The following is a 14,154-nucleotide window of genomic DNA, read 5'->3' as shown; positions in this document are numbered from 1 at the left end:
CCGAGCCCGCGTGCCCACTGTAACCGACTTACACGAACGTTCGGAATCGCCATGCTACTCATCGTTCTCGCCTATCTCGGCGGTGCTCTTACCATTCTCAGCCCGTGCATCCTGCCGGTGCTGCCGTTTGTTTTCGCACGCGCCGATCAGCCTTTCGTGCGCAGCGGCTTGCCCTTGCTCGCGGGCATGGCGCTGACGTTCGCCATTGTCGCGACGCTTGCCGCCGTGGGCGGCGGCTGGGTGACGCAAGCCAACCAGTATGGCCGCTGGCTGGCTATCGCGCTGCTCGCGATTTTCGGGCTGACGTTGCTGTTCCCACGCTTCGCCGATCATCTGATGCGGCCGCTCGTCCGCGCCGGCAATCGCTTGTCCGATTTCGCGCAGGCCGACGGCCAGCAGATCCGCGCGGGTTCGTCGTTTCTGCTTGGCATTGCCACCGGGCTGCTGTGGGCGCCGTGCGCCGGTCCGATTCTCGGTCTCGTGCTGACCGGCGCGGCACTGCGCGGTGCGAGCGTCGGCACCACGCTGCTGCTGGCGGCTTATGCGGCCGGCGCCGCGACGTCGCTGGCGGTGGCGCTGCTGATCGGCGGCAAGGTGTTCACGGCAATGAAGCGTTCATTGGGTGCGGGCGAATGGATTCGCCGCGGAATCGGCGTGGCGATGCTGGGCGGCGTGGCTGCGATCGCACTCGGTTTCGACACCGGCGTGCTCGCCCGTGTCACGACGGTCGCGACCGGCGGACTTGAGCAGAGACTCGTCGACAAGCTTTCGCCGAACACGGCGGCGAGCACATCGCCGGTTGCCGGAAATCCGTCGGACATATCCGGCAGCGGCGCGATGAAAAGCGCCGGCCCGGCGACGGGGTCCGCCACTAACACCGAACCGGCCGCTGCCGCGATGTCCGGCGGCGCGATGATGCGCGCCGTCGCTAATGTGGCGCCGCTGCCGGTCGAAGGTGTGCTGCCCCCGCTGGATGGCGCGGTCCAATGGCTCAATTCGCCGCCGCTCACGTTGCAGGATTTGCGCGGCAAAGTCGTGCTGATCGATTTCTGGACTTACTCGTGCATCAACTGTCTGCGTTCGCTGCCGTATGTCAAAGCGTGGGCGCAGAAATACAAGGATCAGGGGCTCGTCGTGATTGGCGTGCACGCGCCGGAATTCGCCTTCGAGCGTAATATCGACAACGTGAAGAAGGCCGTGCATGACCTGGGCGTCGACTACCCCGTGGCGATCGACAACAACTACGCGATCTGGCGCGCTCTGAATAACCAGTACTGGCCCGCACACTATTTCGTCGATGCCAGAGGGCAGATCCGCTATCACCATTTCGGCGAAGGCGACTATGCGGAGTCCGAAAAGGTGATCCAGCAATTGCTGACCGAAGCAGGCCACGCGGATGCGTCGAAGGTTGCAATCGGGATTGCGAACGCCGGCGCGCAGGGCGTGCAGGCCGCCGCGGACAACGCCGACATGCAATCGCCGGAGACCTATGTCGGTTATCAGCGGGCGGAGAACTTCGCGTCGCCGGGCGGGGAAGTCGAGGACAGGACGCACACCTATGCGGCTCCGTCGCAGCCCGGCGTCGACGAATGGGGGCTCGCCGGATCATGGAATGTGGGCGCGGAGCACGCCACGCTCGCTGCCGCGTCGGGACGGATTGTGTATCGCTTTCATGCGCGCGATCTGCATCTGGTGCTCGGTCCAGGTAAGGACGGCAAGCCGGTGCGGTTTCGCGTGAGCGTCGACGGTGCCGCGCCGGGCGCTTCGCACGGCACGGACATCGCGCCCGATGGCAGCGGCACCGTAACCGGGCAGCGTCTGTATCAACTGGTGCGGCAAAGCGGCGAGGTCGCGGACCGCACCTTCTCGATCGAATTTCTCGACCCGGGTGTGCAGGCATTTGCCTTCACGTTCGGATAAGCCGGCATGAGCGGCCTCGTTCAACTCTAACCCGATCTCAAGGATTGACCATCATGCGCACGATAAACACTGGCATAGCGTCGCTGCGGAAGCGTTTTTCCGTCACTCGGCTCACAGGTCTCGTCGTGGTTGCTTTGGGCGTCGCGGCCGCGCAGCACCTCGCGCATTCGGCCGAGGCCGCCACAAAGATTCCAGCTCCCATGCAGGACGAAAAAGCCGCCGCGACGCATAGTGAAACGGCAGTGTTCGCGGGAGGCTGCTTCTGGGGCGTGCAGGGCGTGTTCGAACACGTGCGCGGTGTGAAGGAGGTCGCCTCGGGTTACAGCGGCGGCGCCGCTTCCACGGCGCAATACGAAACCGTCAGCGAGGGGGATACGGGACACGCGGAGTCGGTGCGGATTACTTACGATCCGACGCAGATCACGTATGGACGTCTGCTGCAGATATTCTTCTCGGTCGCGCACAATCCTACCGAGCTCAACTATCAGGGTCCTGACCACGGCACGCAATATCGCTCGGCGATTTTTCCCGTGAATGCAATGCAGCGCGGCATCGCCCAGTCGTATATCGCACAACTCGATAACGCACATGTGTTTTCCGCGCCGGTCGTAACGCGTGTGGAGAACTTCAAGGGCTTCTATCCGGCGGAGAACTATCACCAGAACTTCCTCGCGTTGCATCCGGACTACCCGTACATCGCAATCAACGATCTGCCGAAGGTGGCCGATCTCAAGCGGATGTTCCCGGATCTTTATCGCAACGATCCGGTGTTGCTCGCTACGTCTGCGCAATAGGACGGTTGAGGCAGATTCGTATTACCAATATAAAAATTGCATAGCCGGGATTCGGCTCAAAGAAAACGCCCTCAATCGACTGACGAATCAAAGATGTACGTTTTCCGCCTCGCCAAGAGGCGGAGTTTTTCCATTCACGCCTGTTTGGAAAATCTCCGGCCGCATCGTCTGCCACTTATTCGCAGTTATCACTTATCGCCCGTAAACGCGGCACGTTACGCGGATGAAACGTTTATAATTCGTCTGCCAAAAACTTCTGTAACTAATACCGGAGATATGGCTGAGTGCCGTCGCCGCTGTAACAGTTACGGCAAGGGTTGCCGCCCGTCATTGGAACTGCTTTTGTACATAAAGCAGGGTGGCGGAAAAGCGGCGCGCTTCGAATTCGGCGCATCTCGTTGCGCGCGATCGAGCGTGGCTGATCCACGGATCAATGGCGTTTTTGGGTTCCGAACCCGAATCGCAAGGCGAGGATGCACCTCGCTCGCTGTCGAGCCGACGGGTCCACATCAATAACGGACTGTCAACGGTGAACGAAAAGAAGTTGGGTTGATTATTCGTCATCCTTAATTTCTGGACTACACGTGCTGGTGCGAAATCTGTTTGTCAAAAATGAGGTGCGCCTGACTGTCTGCGAGCCTCGGTAGATGTTCCAGCCGCATTGGCGGCATGTATGAATCCCTTGTGATGTGTTCCGGTCGGGCGATCGGCGAGATGTTTTATCCCGGTCAGGAAGCCGACGGAGATTTCACGCAATCGGTGCGTACGGTCTGATTCTGGTGCGCGTTACGCCCGATTGGCTGCATCGAAATTCCATATGCAGATGTTGATAGCGATTTATCGAGAGATCGTCGTTCAACGAAATAGTAAGCATTACGTAATAAATAGATGTTTGCCAGATAGGAAGGGTGGCAATGCTGATCGTGCTGTTGTTGGCGATAGTCAGCACGCAGGCGGACGGCTGGTGCGACCGCCGCCGGATTGCGGCACATCGAGGCTTAAGTTTCATCAGCAATGAACGCGGTCAGCGCGTTCTCAGGCTTCACCTCTCTCAGTACTCGATAACGCCAAAGCGGGACGACTAATCGATCTTGCTGAATCCCCGGGGAAAACCTGCTTTTAGCGAAATTTACGGACAATGACGAGATACTTGAAACTATTGGGTGTTGCATCAGCGACAGTGTTGGCATCGTTTGCCGCGGAAAGCGCGCAGGCTCAGGCAACCATCACGGTCTCGGGACAGCAATACAAGTTGTGCGCACAGGAGAATGGCAACTGCTCTTTCCTCGGAACGGCTTCGGTGGTGTTCGGTGCGGTTCCGCCCAACGCGCCGTCAGTGATGTTGACCGCCCCGCGTACGTTCAGCAACGGCGTCGGCTGCTATGTCGGCGCAGTGTCGCAGTCAGACCCGGCGTACGGCTACGGCAAGTCGTGCTGGATTAAGGCGGTGGCCGCAACACCGACGCCGGCTCCTGCGCCGGCCCCCACTCCCACGCCGGCACCGACCCCGACCCCGACGCCGACGCCAACGCCGACGCCAACGCCAATTCCCACGCCGGCTCCGGCTCCTACACCGGCTCCGACGCCCACTCCGACACCGACTCCCACGCCGACCCCGGCTCCCGCACCCGCACCGGCTCCCGGCACATCGACCATGTCGTGCAGCACGCCGACGCAAACGGCCGGCGGAACCGCGAACGGTGTGATCAGTGCCGATACGCCCACCACCGACGGTCTGCGCGTGTTCCAGAACAACGCCTCTTTCAAGCTGGCGATTACGACGAACGCGCCGAGCGCGGATACCGTCGTCTGGTCAGTGGCGGATTCGACTGGCGCGATCAAGACGCAGGGCAGTTTCGCAGTCAAGGCAGGCGTCCAAACCAGCACGATTCCGTGTACGTCGACGTGGTCCGGCTATGGCGCACTCACCGCCACGCTGCGTTCGAACGGCGGTACGTTGCCGAGAAGCGGCACGCGTCCGGTCGGCATTGCGACGTTCGGTGTACTGCCGAATCTGGCTTCGGCACTGGGCACCGTGACGTATGCGCATCAGGATCAGCACCGCTTCGGCATGCAGGGCTTCAACGGCAATATCGCCGCGCTGCACGCGCTGGGCATCTCGTGGACGATCGATGATCGTGAGGTGTCGGCGATGGAACCCAACGGTCCCAACACGTATACGCCGAGCGTGAATGACCTCGACCCATTCTATAAAGCCAATCCGGACCAGATGCGTATCGTGCGTCTCGACGGACTGCCGGCGTGGGATTCGAAAACCGGTCAGTTCAACGACAGCTACTACGCGCCGTCGAACATGCCTGAATTCCAGAGCTTCATGGCGAAGGTCGGTACCGATACCAGCCTGATTCGCGCCGCGAATTATCCGAACCAGCAGAAGAACTACTATCAGGTGACCTGGGAGCCGAGCCTCGGCTGGGCGGATAGCGACGCGAACTTCGTCGCCATGTACAAGGCTGCCTATCAGGGCATTCACTCGACCGATCCGAATGCAGTCGTGATGGGCACCGGCAATCCGTTTGCCGCGAATTGCGATACCTGCACGACGGGTTATCTGCAGAAGTTCGGCGCGCTCGGTCTGTGGAATTACATCGACGCGGTCGCAACGCACGGCTACTGGAACGCGGGTACGTATCCGTCCCATCCGCCTGAATTGCAGGACTCGGATCCGGATCCGGCGAACCAGGCCAACGCGCTCGACAATCAGATGACGCAGCTGCGCTCGGTCATGCAGGCAGGCAAGCCGAACATGAAGCTCTTCTTCACGGAAGCCGGCGTGAGCTACGATCCGGGCCTTAACTACGGTCCCAATGTGCCTTCGCAGAACCAGTTGTTCGCGCATGCGGCGGTTGGCGTGCGGGCGCACATCATCGTGCTTGGCGGCGGTGCGCAGGTCACGACGCTGTTCTACGGTGCGGACTATCCGGGCGAAGTGGGCTACGGCTCGTTCTTCGATCTGAACGACGCACAAGGCGCGTTCGGTGCGACGAACCTTTCGCCGAAGCCTGAAGCTATGGCGTTCGCGACGATGACGCGGGTTCTCGACGGCACGAATACGCTGGGCCGGATCAAGGGCGCACCGTCGGGAGTCTTCGCGTATGCGTTCCAGCAACTGGGGAACGGCAAGGTCGTGACGGCGGCGTGGACGCACAACAACGCGCAGTGGCCGGCGAGCAACGGCACGTATAGCCAGAGCTATTCGACCAGCTATTCGCTGCGGGTCGACAATGCCGGCACCTCGGGCAACGTGACCAGGATCGATGGTTACGGCAATGTCAGCACGGTTGCCTACACCAACGGCCAGGTCGCACTGACCCTTACCGAGGTGCCGCAGTACATCGTGTCGAACAACGCGACGGTTGCCAAGGCCAACGCTACTGTTCCGCTCGGTTACACGGGCCAGTAAGTAGCCCGGCAAGCAGTCCAGCCAGCGCAGAAAACGATCGACGCGCCGCCAATGTCATTGGCGGCGCGTCGATTTCGCATTGATGGAATGCCGAATCATCACGATGTGTGGCGTTGACGCTTTCGCTGAAGCCGATCACATCCAGCAGTACGCCATCCGGATTCGCGAGCAATCCTTACTGCTCCGCGTTCAAAACCTCGACACCCTTATCCGTAAAGAACGCCAGCCCGGCGCCGAGCATCGCGTACTGGCTCCGGATAACCGGCATATCGTGCGGAGCCGTATCGCGTAGCGCCGCAAGATACCTGGGCGTGAATATGCGGTGCCAGTTGGCGGCAAGCTGATTCGCCGAACCTATCATCTCGTGATGCGTAGCGCCCCAGTTCACCCGCAGCGGAAAGTGAACGAAACGCGCGGCCTGCTTCGCGTCGCCCTTCAGTGCGGCAAAATAAAAGCCCTGAGCCCGAGCCTCGAATGTCTCATCCGTTTCGTCGGTGATCATCGCGTATAGATGCCCGGCATTCGCATTCGCGGGTGACGTCCCTTCGAGTGTGAGCTCGACCGGCAAAGTTTTTCCGCCGCCGTTCCAGGTGCCGGCAAGACCCACGCTGTTCGGAAAATCGAGTGGCTGGTCGCCATTCGATCCGTTGCCCACAAAGTGCAGATTGAAGGTGCCGTTCGCTTCCTGCAACGTCAGATTGCTGCCCGATTGCCGGCCGGTCAGCGCAATGTCCTTGAGGTAGCGGTAATAGAAGTAATGTCCGTTGCCTAAGGCCTTGCCGTGCAAAACGAGCGTCATGCCCACCTTCACTTCGCCGATGGTGCCGGAATACGTGACCCCGGTCGTGTTTTCGGTCTGCGCGAGGGCAGAGTGGTTCACGCTCGTCGAGAACGTCAACAGGGCGGCGAGCATTGCAATCGTGCGTCGCCGGGTCAGGCCGTGAAGGCGCAATCGAGGTGTGTTCATGCAACGTCCCGTTAGCGGAAGTCACGAGGCTAGCATGAACGGCATCGAGCGTGGATTGTCGCCTGTGTCGCGTCTGGAAGTTCGAACCGGTGAAACGGGAAGCCCGATTCGCGCGACCGGCGCAGCCCGGGACATGGCATATTGGCGGACGTGGTCATCAACAGGAGCTCACCATGCGAATCCAGACGTCTTTCCTCTTCGATCTCGACGGAACCCTGGTCGACAGTGTCTACCAGCACGTTCTGGCCTGGAAAGAAGCGCTCGACAGCGAAGGGATTCCCCTGTCGGTATGGCGAATTCACCGCAAGATCGGCATGAGCGGCGGCCTCTTCACCCATCAGCTTCTGCGCGAGACGCACGGTGAAATCAGTGCCGAGCGGGTCGAGCGTCTTCGTCATGCTCACGCCGCGGCCTATCAGCGATTGCGCGCGCAGGTGTGTCCGCTGCCCGGCGCGCGGGCCTTGCTCGATGCGCTGACGCAAGCCGGAACGCCGTGGGCGGTGGCGACCAGCGGCCGCATGGAGACGGCGGCGCTCAATCTGGAGGCGCTGGGCGTCGATCCCGCGAAGGTGGTTGTCGTGACGCGCGACGACGTCAAATATGCCAAGCCGGATCCCGATCTGTTCGTCGCCGCGGCCGGGCGCCTCGGCGTGCCCGTCGAAAACACGGTGGTGGTCGGCGATAGTATCTGGGACATGCTGGCGGCGCGGCGCTGCCGTGCGCTGGGCGTAGGCCTGCTGTCGGGCGGATACGGCACGGAGGAACTCGAACGCGCCGGTGCGCTGCGGGTCTACGACGATCCGGCCGATCTGCTGGAACATCTGGACGAGGTAGCGTCGCGGCCGTAAAAGCGGGCGTTATCTCGCGGATTTTCCCAGCACGCGCAGGCGCTGCCATTGGTACTATATAGTTCAGCGGAATACCGGCTTGTGGGATCAGCATGAGAGAATCCGCCCATAAGCGGGTATGAGGCACGCCGGCGTGTTCCATATGCGAACACACGGCAAACCTGACGCGGCAAAGTGGGTGCGGGCGTCCAGGCAATGGTCGAGGCATCGGCCGCCCCTCATATCAGGGGCCGCTGCGCCGCGACATCGCTTACGGACTCGCCCTCTCACGGCTGCTGGCCATCCGCGGTCATCCTCCAGAAGCGGCGCGACGAACCACGTGAAAATATGAACAACTTTATCCGACCACCTGTTCTGTATCCGTCAACGGTTGTTTTCGTGGATGACAACGACGGCTACCTGGACGCCCTGCGGCGTTTCTTTCCGGATCCCGCCACCAATCTGTTTTTCACGCGGCCTCAAACCGCGCTGGCCTTCATCCGTCAGCATGCTCGCGAGAATTCGCTGGAGTTCGCGCCGGCGTCGGCCTGCGTGAGCGAGACGGGTTTTGAGCGCTATGTGGAAAGCTCGGCAGAGCGAGACGTTCTGGCCCGCAGTTCCCGCTTTGCGGAAGTGGCGGCGGTGGTGGTGGATTTCGACATGCCGGGCATGAACGGCGTCGAATTCCTCTCGTCCATCTCCAATCTGCGCTGCGCAAAGGTGCTGCTGACCGGCGTGGCGGACGAAACCGTCGCGGTGAAAGCCTTCAATGCCGGAATCGTCGATCTATATCTGCGAAAAACGGATATCGATTCCGCCAACCGGCTGTCCAATTTCCTGAGAGATGCCAAAAACAGGCACTGTCTGGAAGCCGGCTGGCTGGCGTTGGGCGAGAGCGGCGTGACGTATTGCGATCCGAGAACGCGCAAGGTCATCGACGAACTGGTGGCCACGCACGGTATCGTCGAGTACTACTGGCGCCCGGAGCAGGACGCCATTCTGATGTTCGACCGCGCTGGCAGCCCGAGCGTTTTCGTCGCATGGGCCGAGAACGACTGGATCTCCCAGGGCGAAATCGTGGCGGACGAGGACGGCCCGGCCGAACTGTTGAAGCAGATGGCCGTGCGCGAGGTGATGCCGGTATTCTGGCCGAATCTGGCCTATCGTTCGGGCGTCAGATTCCGGACGCTGACACCGCAGCCCGTTCCGGACTGGGATGACGTTTTCTACTGCTGGACCCCGATCGATGCGGCCGACCTGGGTCTGGACCTCGTGACATTCGCGCAATGGCGGAACGAGCGGAATCGCTGAGTTTTGCCGGCACGTCGAACTCTATGCATGTGCGCCAATCCGGCTGCCTTTGTGTCGGCAACGTATGTGGTGTTCGGGGTATGCGTACTGATCGAGCAGAGTCTTTCTCTTTCTGCCGACCACGTTCTGTCACTTCGTCACGGAGACGGCGCGGGGCCGCGCACGCCTCGGCGCTAACCGGCGGCGGACGCCGGCACCGCACGGGCCGACAAAAAGCGGCACACCTCTGCGTGCAACCTCTGCACGCCGGGGCTTGATTCCAAAGCGCGCCAGCAGCCATGCACGAGTCCGGCGCCGATCCAGAGCCGCGCTTCTCCGCCAGCCGCGCTGATGCGCTCGGCAAATACGCGCGCGTCGTCTCTCAACGGATCGTGTTCGGCGGCGACCGCCAGCACCGGCGGCAGGCCGTCGAAGCGTGTCGCCTCGAGCGGGATCGTCCATGTGGGGTAGGGCGGGTGGGCGCCCCAATACAGATCGCGGAAAGCATGAACGTCCGCCAGCTTGAGCATGGGTGCGTGCGCTTCGGCTTCGCGTGCGGGCAACTGAGGCTCGGTGCCGAGCATCGGATAAACCAGCGCCAGCCCGCGTAGGCGTTGAACCCCGTCGTCGCGCAAACGCATCGCCACACTCGCCGCAAGCGTGGCGCCGGCGCTGTCGCCTGCCAGTTGCAGCGTGGCGCCGGTACGCAGATCGAACGGCAAGCGCCCGTTCAGCGCGGCGAGCGTGACTTCCAGGCAATCGTCGTGCGCGGCGGGAGCGCGATGTTCGGGAGCCAGCCGGTAGTCGACCGCGATCACGTCAAGACCGGTGTCCGCGGCAATGCGTGCCGTCACGATCTGATGGCTGTCCAGCGAGCCGAGCACGAAGCCGCCGCCGTGAAAGTACAGCACGGTGCCAGGCGCCGCTTCGTGAAGGCTTGCACGGTTGCGGTACAACCGCAGTGCGATCGGATGGCCCGCGCCGGATTGGAATACAGCGTCCTGAGTCGCGACTCCAACGGGTAGCGCGGGCGTGAACGCGGCCGCGTAGCGGTCGTAAATCTCGCGCTGTTCGGGCGGCGTTAGCGAAGCCGAATGCCCCGGATATATCGCGGCAGTTCTTTCGATGAACGCGGCAATTTCTGGCTCGATCATGTCAACTGCCGCCCGGTTTTGTGCTGGCGGGCAGACCGATTACGCGGCCGGCAAACGTGGCTGGCGGCAGTGCGGCATGCGCGTCGGCCAATGCGCGCACGCGCGCCGCGACATCCGGGTCGAACGCGGCGGCCCGCGGCCCGCCGGTATCCACATGCAGCAACATCTGCTCACCCGCGGCCACCGGTTCGCCGCCATCGCCGGCGAACATTTCGAGGTATAGATGCAGCCGCTTCGCGTCGTGCCCGAGCACCCGCATGTCGACGCGCACCTGTGCGCCTTCCTTGATTTCATGCAGATAGTTGATATGGGCTTCGAGTGTGTAGATCGAGCGCCGGCGTTCTTTGCGCACTACGTCCGGCAAGCCGATCCGGTCGATCAGCGCGTCGGTCGCGAAGCTGAAAATCAGCATATAGAACGCGTCGCGCAAATGGCCGTTGTAATCGACCCATTCGGCGCGCACGGTATCGCGATAGCTCGGCAGGGCTGCAGGTTGCGGCATCGATAATTCTCTCCGTCATTCGTATCAAGGCATCGGCCGCGGGCCGGCGTGCCGCGCATGCTCACGCTTCGGCGCAAGCGGCGCAAGCGGCGCAGGCGGCACGCCTCGCGGCTTGCCGCATCAATCGCCCGGCTGTAAGCCGTGCCGTGCTTTCGCCTCCGCGATCGCCGCCAGCACGCTCGTAATGCAATCGTCGCGGTAACGTTCCAGCTGTTTGATCGACCGCGGGCCGACCTGTTCAGCCGTGCCGTCCACTACCCGGTCGATCAGTTCATCGGTCAGCTTCGGCGCTATCAGTTTAGTCCACGGCAACTCCAGCGCCGGTCCGAACTGCTGCATGAAATGGCGCATGCCCGCGTCACCGCCCGCCAGCGTGTAGGTGAGGAACGTGCCCATGAACGACCAGCGGATGCCCGCGCCGAAGCGGATCGCGTCGTCGATCTCGCCGGTGGTCGCCACGCCTTCGTTGACCAGATGCAGCGCCTCGCGCCACAGCGCTTCGAGCAGGCGGTCGGCGATGAAGCCGGGCACTTCCTTGCGCACGCGCAGCGGCCGCATCGAAAGATCACGATACACCTGCAGCGCGGCGTCGATGGTTGCCGGCGCGGTGTTTTCGCCGCCCACCACTTCGACGAGCGGCAGCAGGTACACTGGATTGAACGGATGGCCGACAATGCACCGCTGCGGATTCACCGCCCGTGCGTAGAAGTCGGTCGGCAAAAGACCCGACGTCGACGAAGCGATGATCGCGTCCGGCTTCGCCGCGCGGCTGATCTGCTCATGCAACGCGAGCTTCAGTTCCTCGCGTTCCGGCGCGCTTTCCTGAATGAAATCCGCTTGCCCGACACAGGCTTCGATCGTGTCGACGAAGCGCAAGCGCTCGGGCGACGCGCCCGCGGCGAGGCCCGCGCGCTGCAGCGCCGGCCAGGCGTTCGCGATGTTCTCGCGCAACTGCTTCTCCGCGCCCGGCGCCGGGTCCCACGCGATCACATCGAGCCCGTGTGCGAGCGCGCGCGCCACCCAGCCGCTGCCGATCACGCCCACGCCGATTGCCGCGAATGTTTTGATATCGACGATCACTGCCATTGCTGACGTTTCCTTTGCCTGTGCGTTGTCTGATTGCTGTCTGGTTCCGATGCGCGTTGCGATGCACGCAACGCGCCGGCCGCGCGATCACGCGTACTGTCCCGCCGCGCGCCGCTCCAGTCGACGCTCGCCACGCGCGGGCAGGCCGAGCTTGCGGCGTCCTTCGGCGGGCGTCAGCGCGCGCGCGCCGAGCCGTTCGATGATTTCCACCGCGCGTTGCACCAGCGTGCCGTTCGTTGCGGGCACACCTTTGTCGAGCCAGATGTTGTCTTCGAGGCCGACGCGCACATGGCCGCCGAGCAGCATGGCCTGCGCGACCATCGGCATCTGCATGCGGCCGATGCCGAAGCCGGCCCATTGCGCGCCGGGCGGCAGGTTATCGGCCATTGCTTTCATGGTGGTGGTGTCGGCGGGCGCGCCCCACGGAATGCCGAGGCAAATCTGAAACAGCGGCGGCGCGTCCAGCAGACCTTCCTTGAGCAATTGCTTCGCGAACCACAAATGGCCGGTGTCGAAGATCTCCAGTTCCGGTTTCACGCCGAGTTCCTGGATGCGCCGCGCGCCGGCTCGCAATTGCGCGGGCGTCGATACATAGATGTAGTCGCCGTCGCCGAAATTGAGCGTGCCGCAATCGAGCGTGCAGATTTCCGGCAGCAGTTCCTCGACATGCGTGAGCCGCGTCAGGCCGCCGACCAGATCCGTGCCTGAGCCGAAACGCATCGGGTCTTCGCCGGGACCGATCTCCAGATCGCCGCCCATGCCGGCCGTCAGATTGATGATCACGTCCGTGCCCGACGAGCGAATCCGGTCGACCACCTCGCGATACAGTTGCGGATCGCGGCTGCCGCGGCCGGTTTTCGGATCGCGCACATGGCAATGCGCAACGGTGGCGCCGGCTCTCGCGGCTTCGATGGCGGCCTCGGCGATCTGTTTCGGCGTGACGGGAATGGCCGGGTGCTTGCCGACGGTGTCGCCTGCGCCGGTGACCGCGCAGGTCACGATGACTTCATGATTCATGCGTGCTGATTCCTTTGAATTGAAAATGCGCGACTGGCCGGATCAAAGACCCAGATAAGACTTGACCGCGGGCAGGCCTTCCTTGCCGTCATAAGTCTTTACGCCGGCAAGCCATGCATCGAGTACTTGCGGGTTTTTCTTCAGATACGCTCTGGCGGCGTCGGCGGGTTTTTCCTTGTTCATGACCGATTGCATCACCACGTTTTCGAGCTGCGTCGAAAAGCGCAGATTGCTCACGAGCTTGCCCGCGTTCGGGCAGCGCGTCAGAAAGTCGGGGGACGTCAGCGTATAAACGCGTGCTTCGCCGTCGTTGGGACCGAATACGCCCTCGCTGCCGGTGAGGTATTTCATATCGATCTGGATGTTCATCGGATGAGGTTCCCAGCCGAGAAAGACCACCCATTTCTTCTCGCGGATCGCGCGATCGACCGAGACGAGCATGCCCGCTTCACTCGATTCGATCAGCTTGAAGCCGCGGAGGCCGAACTGATTGCTGGCGATCATTTTCTGAATCGCCGCGTTCGCGCTGCTGCCGGGTTCGATGCCGTAGATCTTGCCGTCGAGCTGGTCACGGTGTTTGGCGATGTCGGCGAAAGTCTTCAATCCTGCGTCGTATTCGTAGCTCGGCACGGCGAACGTGGCCTTGGCGCCGGACAGGTTAGGCGGTTGCAGCACCTGGATCGATTTCGAGTCGACGAACGGCGCGATCGCCTTTTCCTGCACCGGCCACCAGTAGCCGAGCGACACGTCCAGCTGTTTGCTCTTCAGGCCTGCGAACGAAATGGGCACGGAGGCGACGGTCGTCACCGGCTGATAGCCGAGCCCTTCGAACACGGTGGAAGCGAGCGCGGTGGTCGAGGTGATATCGGTCCAGCCGATGTCGGCAAAATGCACCGTGCGGCAGGCGGCCGGATCCTGGGCAAAGGCCAGGGGCGCAGCGATAGCGGCCGCGAGGCACGCAAGATGGGCAAGCACGGCTTTGATGCGTAACTTCATGATGTTCCCTCTTCTGACACGTTCAACAGCGTGTTTCGAACCGGGCCGCGCATGAGCAGATGAAACCGGACGAGAGCGGCCCCCGGACATGCGATACGGCCTGTGTGATGCCTGAACTGCACGATGACGTAACGTTAATGCCCCATATTCCGGCCAAAGCGACCGCCAGCGACCCGT

General features: G+C 62.3%; 13 protein-coding genes. 6 read left to right on the top strand and 7 right to left on the bottom strand.

All coding sequences use genetic code 11. The annotated features are described in order from the left end of the window. Positions 1-51 precede the first annotated feature (51 nt). Entirely contained in the window at positions 52-1,920 is a 1,869-nt protein-coding gene (locus tag BXE_RS32855) for a cytochrome c biogenesis protein DipZ (RefSeq protein ID WP_011492438.1), read from the top strand. A 53-nt stretch (positions 1,921-1,973) separates the two neighbouring features. Beyond that, the gene (gene msrA / locus BXE_RS32850) at positions 1,974-2,714 is read left to right on the top strand and encodes a peptide-methionine (S)-S-oxide reductase MsrA (RefSeq protein WP_011492437.1); all 741 of its coding nucleotides are present in this window, start codon (positions 1,974-1,976) and stop codon (positions 2,712-2,714) included. Positions 2,715-3,041: 327 nt separating this feature from the next. Here msrA and BXE_RS46090 read toward each other — a convergent pair whose 3' ends face one another. Further along, positions 3,042-3,278, bottom strand: coding sequence for a hypothetical protein (locus BXE_RS46090; RefSeq protein ID WP_148223034.1), 237 nt, complete (start codon positions 3,276-3,278; stop codon positions 3,042-3,044). Positions 3,279-3,628: 350 nt separating this feature from the next. Between BXE_RS46090 and BXE_RS46720 the strand changes: the two genes are divergently transcribed. Further along, entirely contained in the window at positions 3,629-3,799 is a 171-nt protein-coding gene (locus BXE_RS46720; protein WP_158340989.1) for a hypothetical protein, read from the top strand. A gap of 53 nt (positions 3,800-3,852) precedes the next feature. Continuing rightward, positions 3,853-6,138: a hypothetical protein gene (locus tag BXE_RS32840; RefSeq protein WP_011492434.1), complete on the top strand. Its 2,286-nt coding sequence runs from the start codon at positions 3,853-3,855 to the stop codon at positions 6,136-6,138. A 175-nt stretch (positions 6,139-6,313) separates the two neighbouring features. On the opposite strand, the gene BXE_RS32835 is transcribed toward BXE_RS32840, so the two are convergent. After that, on the bottom strand, positions 6,314-7,105 hold the full coding sequence (locus tag BXE_RS32835) for a hypothetical protein (protein WP_011492433.1): 792 nt from the start codon (positions 7,103-7,105) through the stop codon (positions 6,314-6,316). A 173-nt stretch (positions 7,106-7,278) separates the two neighbouring features. On the opposite strand from BXE_RS32835, the gene BXE_RS32830 reads away from it, so the two are divergent. After that, complete coding sequence (locus BXE_RS32830; RefSeq protein WP_011492432.1) at positions 7,279-7,953, top strand: HAD family hydrolase; 675 nt, start codon at positions 7,279-7,281, stop codon at positions 7,951-7,953. Positions 7,954-8,280: 327 nt separating this feature from the next. Then, positions 8,281-9,243 (top strand): response regulator, encoded by a 963-nt coding sequence (locus tag BXE_RS32825; RefSeq protein WP_011492431.1) that lies wholly within the window; start codon positions 8,281-8,283, stop codon positions 9,241-9,243. Between the two features lie 173 nt (positions 9,244-9,416). On the opposite strand, the gene BXE_RS32820 is transcribed toward BXE_RS32825, so the two are convergent. From BXE_RS32820 to BXE_RS32800, 5 genes are all read right to left on the bottom strand, one after another. After that, positions 9,417-10,376, bottom strand: coding sequence for an alpha/beta hydrolase (locus BXE_RS32820; protein WP_011492430.1), 960 nt, complete (start codon positions 10,374-10,376; stop codon positions 9,417-9,419). A 1-nt stretch (position 10,377) separates the two neighbouring features. Then, the gene (locus BXE_RS32815; protein ID WP_011492429.1) at positions 10,378-10,878 is read right to left on the bottom strand and encodes a thioesterase family protein; all 501 of its coding nucleotides are present in this window, start codon (positions 10,876-10,878) and stop codon (positions 10,378-10,380) included. Positions 10,879-10,998: 120 nt separating this feature from the next. Continuing rightward, a complete protein-coding gene (locus BXE_RS32810; RefSeq protein ID WP_011492428.1) occupies positions 10,999-11,964 on the bottom strand; it encodes an L-carnitine dehydrogenase in 966 nt (321 codons plus the stop codon). 87 nt (positions 11,965-12,051) lie between these two features. Then, a complete protein-coding gene (locus BXE_RS32805) occupies positions 12,052-12,981 on the bottom strand; it encodes a 3-keto-5-aminohexanoate cleavage protein (RefSeq protein ID WP_011492427.1) in 930 nt (309 codons plus the stop codon). A gap of 42 nt (positions 12,982-13,023) precedes the next feature. Beyond that, the gene (locus BXE_RS32800; RefSeq protein WP_011492426.1) at positions 13,024-13,977 is read right to left on the bottom strand and encodes a choline ABC transporter substrate-binding protein; all 954 of its coding nucleotides are present in this window, start codon (positions 13,975-13,977) and stop codon (positions 13,024-13,026) included. Positions 13,978-14,154 lie beyond the last annotated feature (177 nt).

Source organism: Paraburkholderia xenovorans LB400 (assembly GCF_000013645.1).
In the GTDB taxonomy this organism is placed as follows: Bacteria; Pseudomonadota; Gammaproteobacteria; order Burkholderiales; family Burkholderiaceae; genus Paraburkholderia; species Paraburkholderia xenovorans.
This window is presented reverse-complemented; position numbering and strand designations above follow the sequence as displayed.

What these genes read in the sequence shown, in the direction of transcription:
- BXE_RS32855 (WP_011492438.1), top strand. Translation starts at nt 52, where the DNA reads ATGCTACTCATCGTTCTCGCCTATCTCGGCGGTGCTCTTACCATTCTC.
- msrA (WP_011492437.1), top strand. Translation starts at nt 1,974, where the DNA reads ATGCGCACGATAAACACTGGCATAGCGTCGCTGCGGAAGCGTTTTTCC.
- BXE_RS46090 (WP_148223034.1), bottom strand. Translation starts at nt 3,278, where the DNA reads ATGACGAATAATCAACCCAACTTCTTTTCGTTCACCGTTGACAGTCCG.
- BXE_RS46720 (WP_158340989.1), top strand. Translation starts at nt 3,629, where the DNA reads ATGCTGATCGTGCTGTTGTTGGCGATAGTCAGCACGCAGGCGGACGGC.
- BXE_RS32840 (WP_011492434.1), top strand. Translation starts at nt 3,853, where the DNA reads ATGACGAGATACTTGAAACTATTGGGTGTTGCATCAGCGACAGTGTTG.
- BXE_RS32835 (WP_011492433.1), bottom strand. Translation starts at nt 7,105, where the DNA reads ATGAACACACCTCGATTGCGCCTTCACGGCCTGACCCGGCGACGCACG.
- BXE_RS32830 (WP_011492432.1), top strand. Translation starts at nt 7,279, where the DNA reads ATGCGAATCCAGACGTCTTTCCTCTTCGATCTCGACGGAACCCTGGTC.
- BXE_RS32825 (WP_011492431.1), top strand. Translation starts at nt 8,281, where the DNA reads ATGAACAACTTTATCCGACCACCTGTTCTGTATCCGTCAACGGTTGTT.
- BXE_RS32820 (WP_011492430.1), bottom strand. Translation starts at nt 10,376, where the DNA reads ATGATCGAGCCAGAAATTGCCGCGTTCATCGAAAGAACTGCCGCGATA.
- BXE_RS32815 (WP_011492429.1), bottom strand. Translation starts at nt 10,878, where the DNA reads ATGCCGCAACCTGCAGCCCTGCCGAGCTATCGCGATACCGTGCGCGCC.
- BXE_RS32810 (WP_011492428.1), bottom strand. Translation starts at nt 11,964, where the DNA reads ATGGCAGTGATCGTCGATATCAAAACATTCGCGGCAATCGGCGTGGGC.
- BXE_RS32805 (WP_011492427.1), bottom strand. Translation starts at nt 12,981, where the DNA reads ATGAATCATGAAGTCATCGTGACCTGCGCGGTCACCGGCGCAGGCGAC.
- BXE_RS32800 (WP_011492426.1), bottom strand. Translation starts at nt 13,977, where the DNA reads ATGAAGTTACGCATCAAAGCCGTGCTTGCCCATCTTGCGTGCCTCGCG.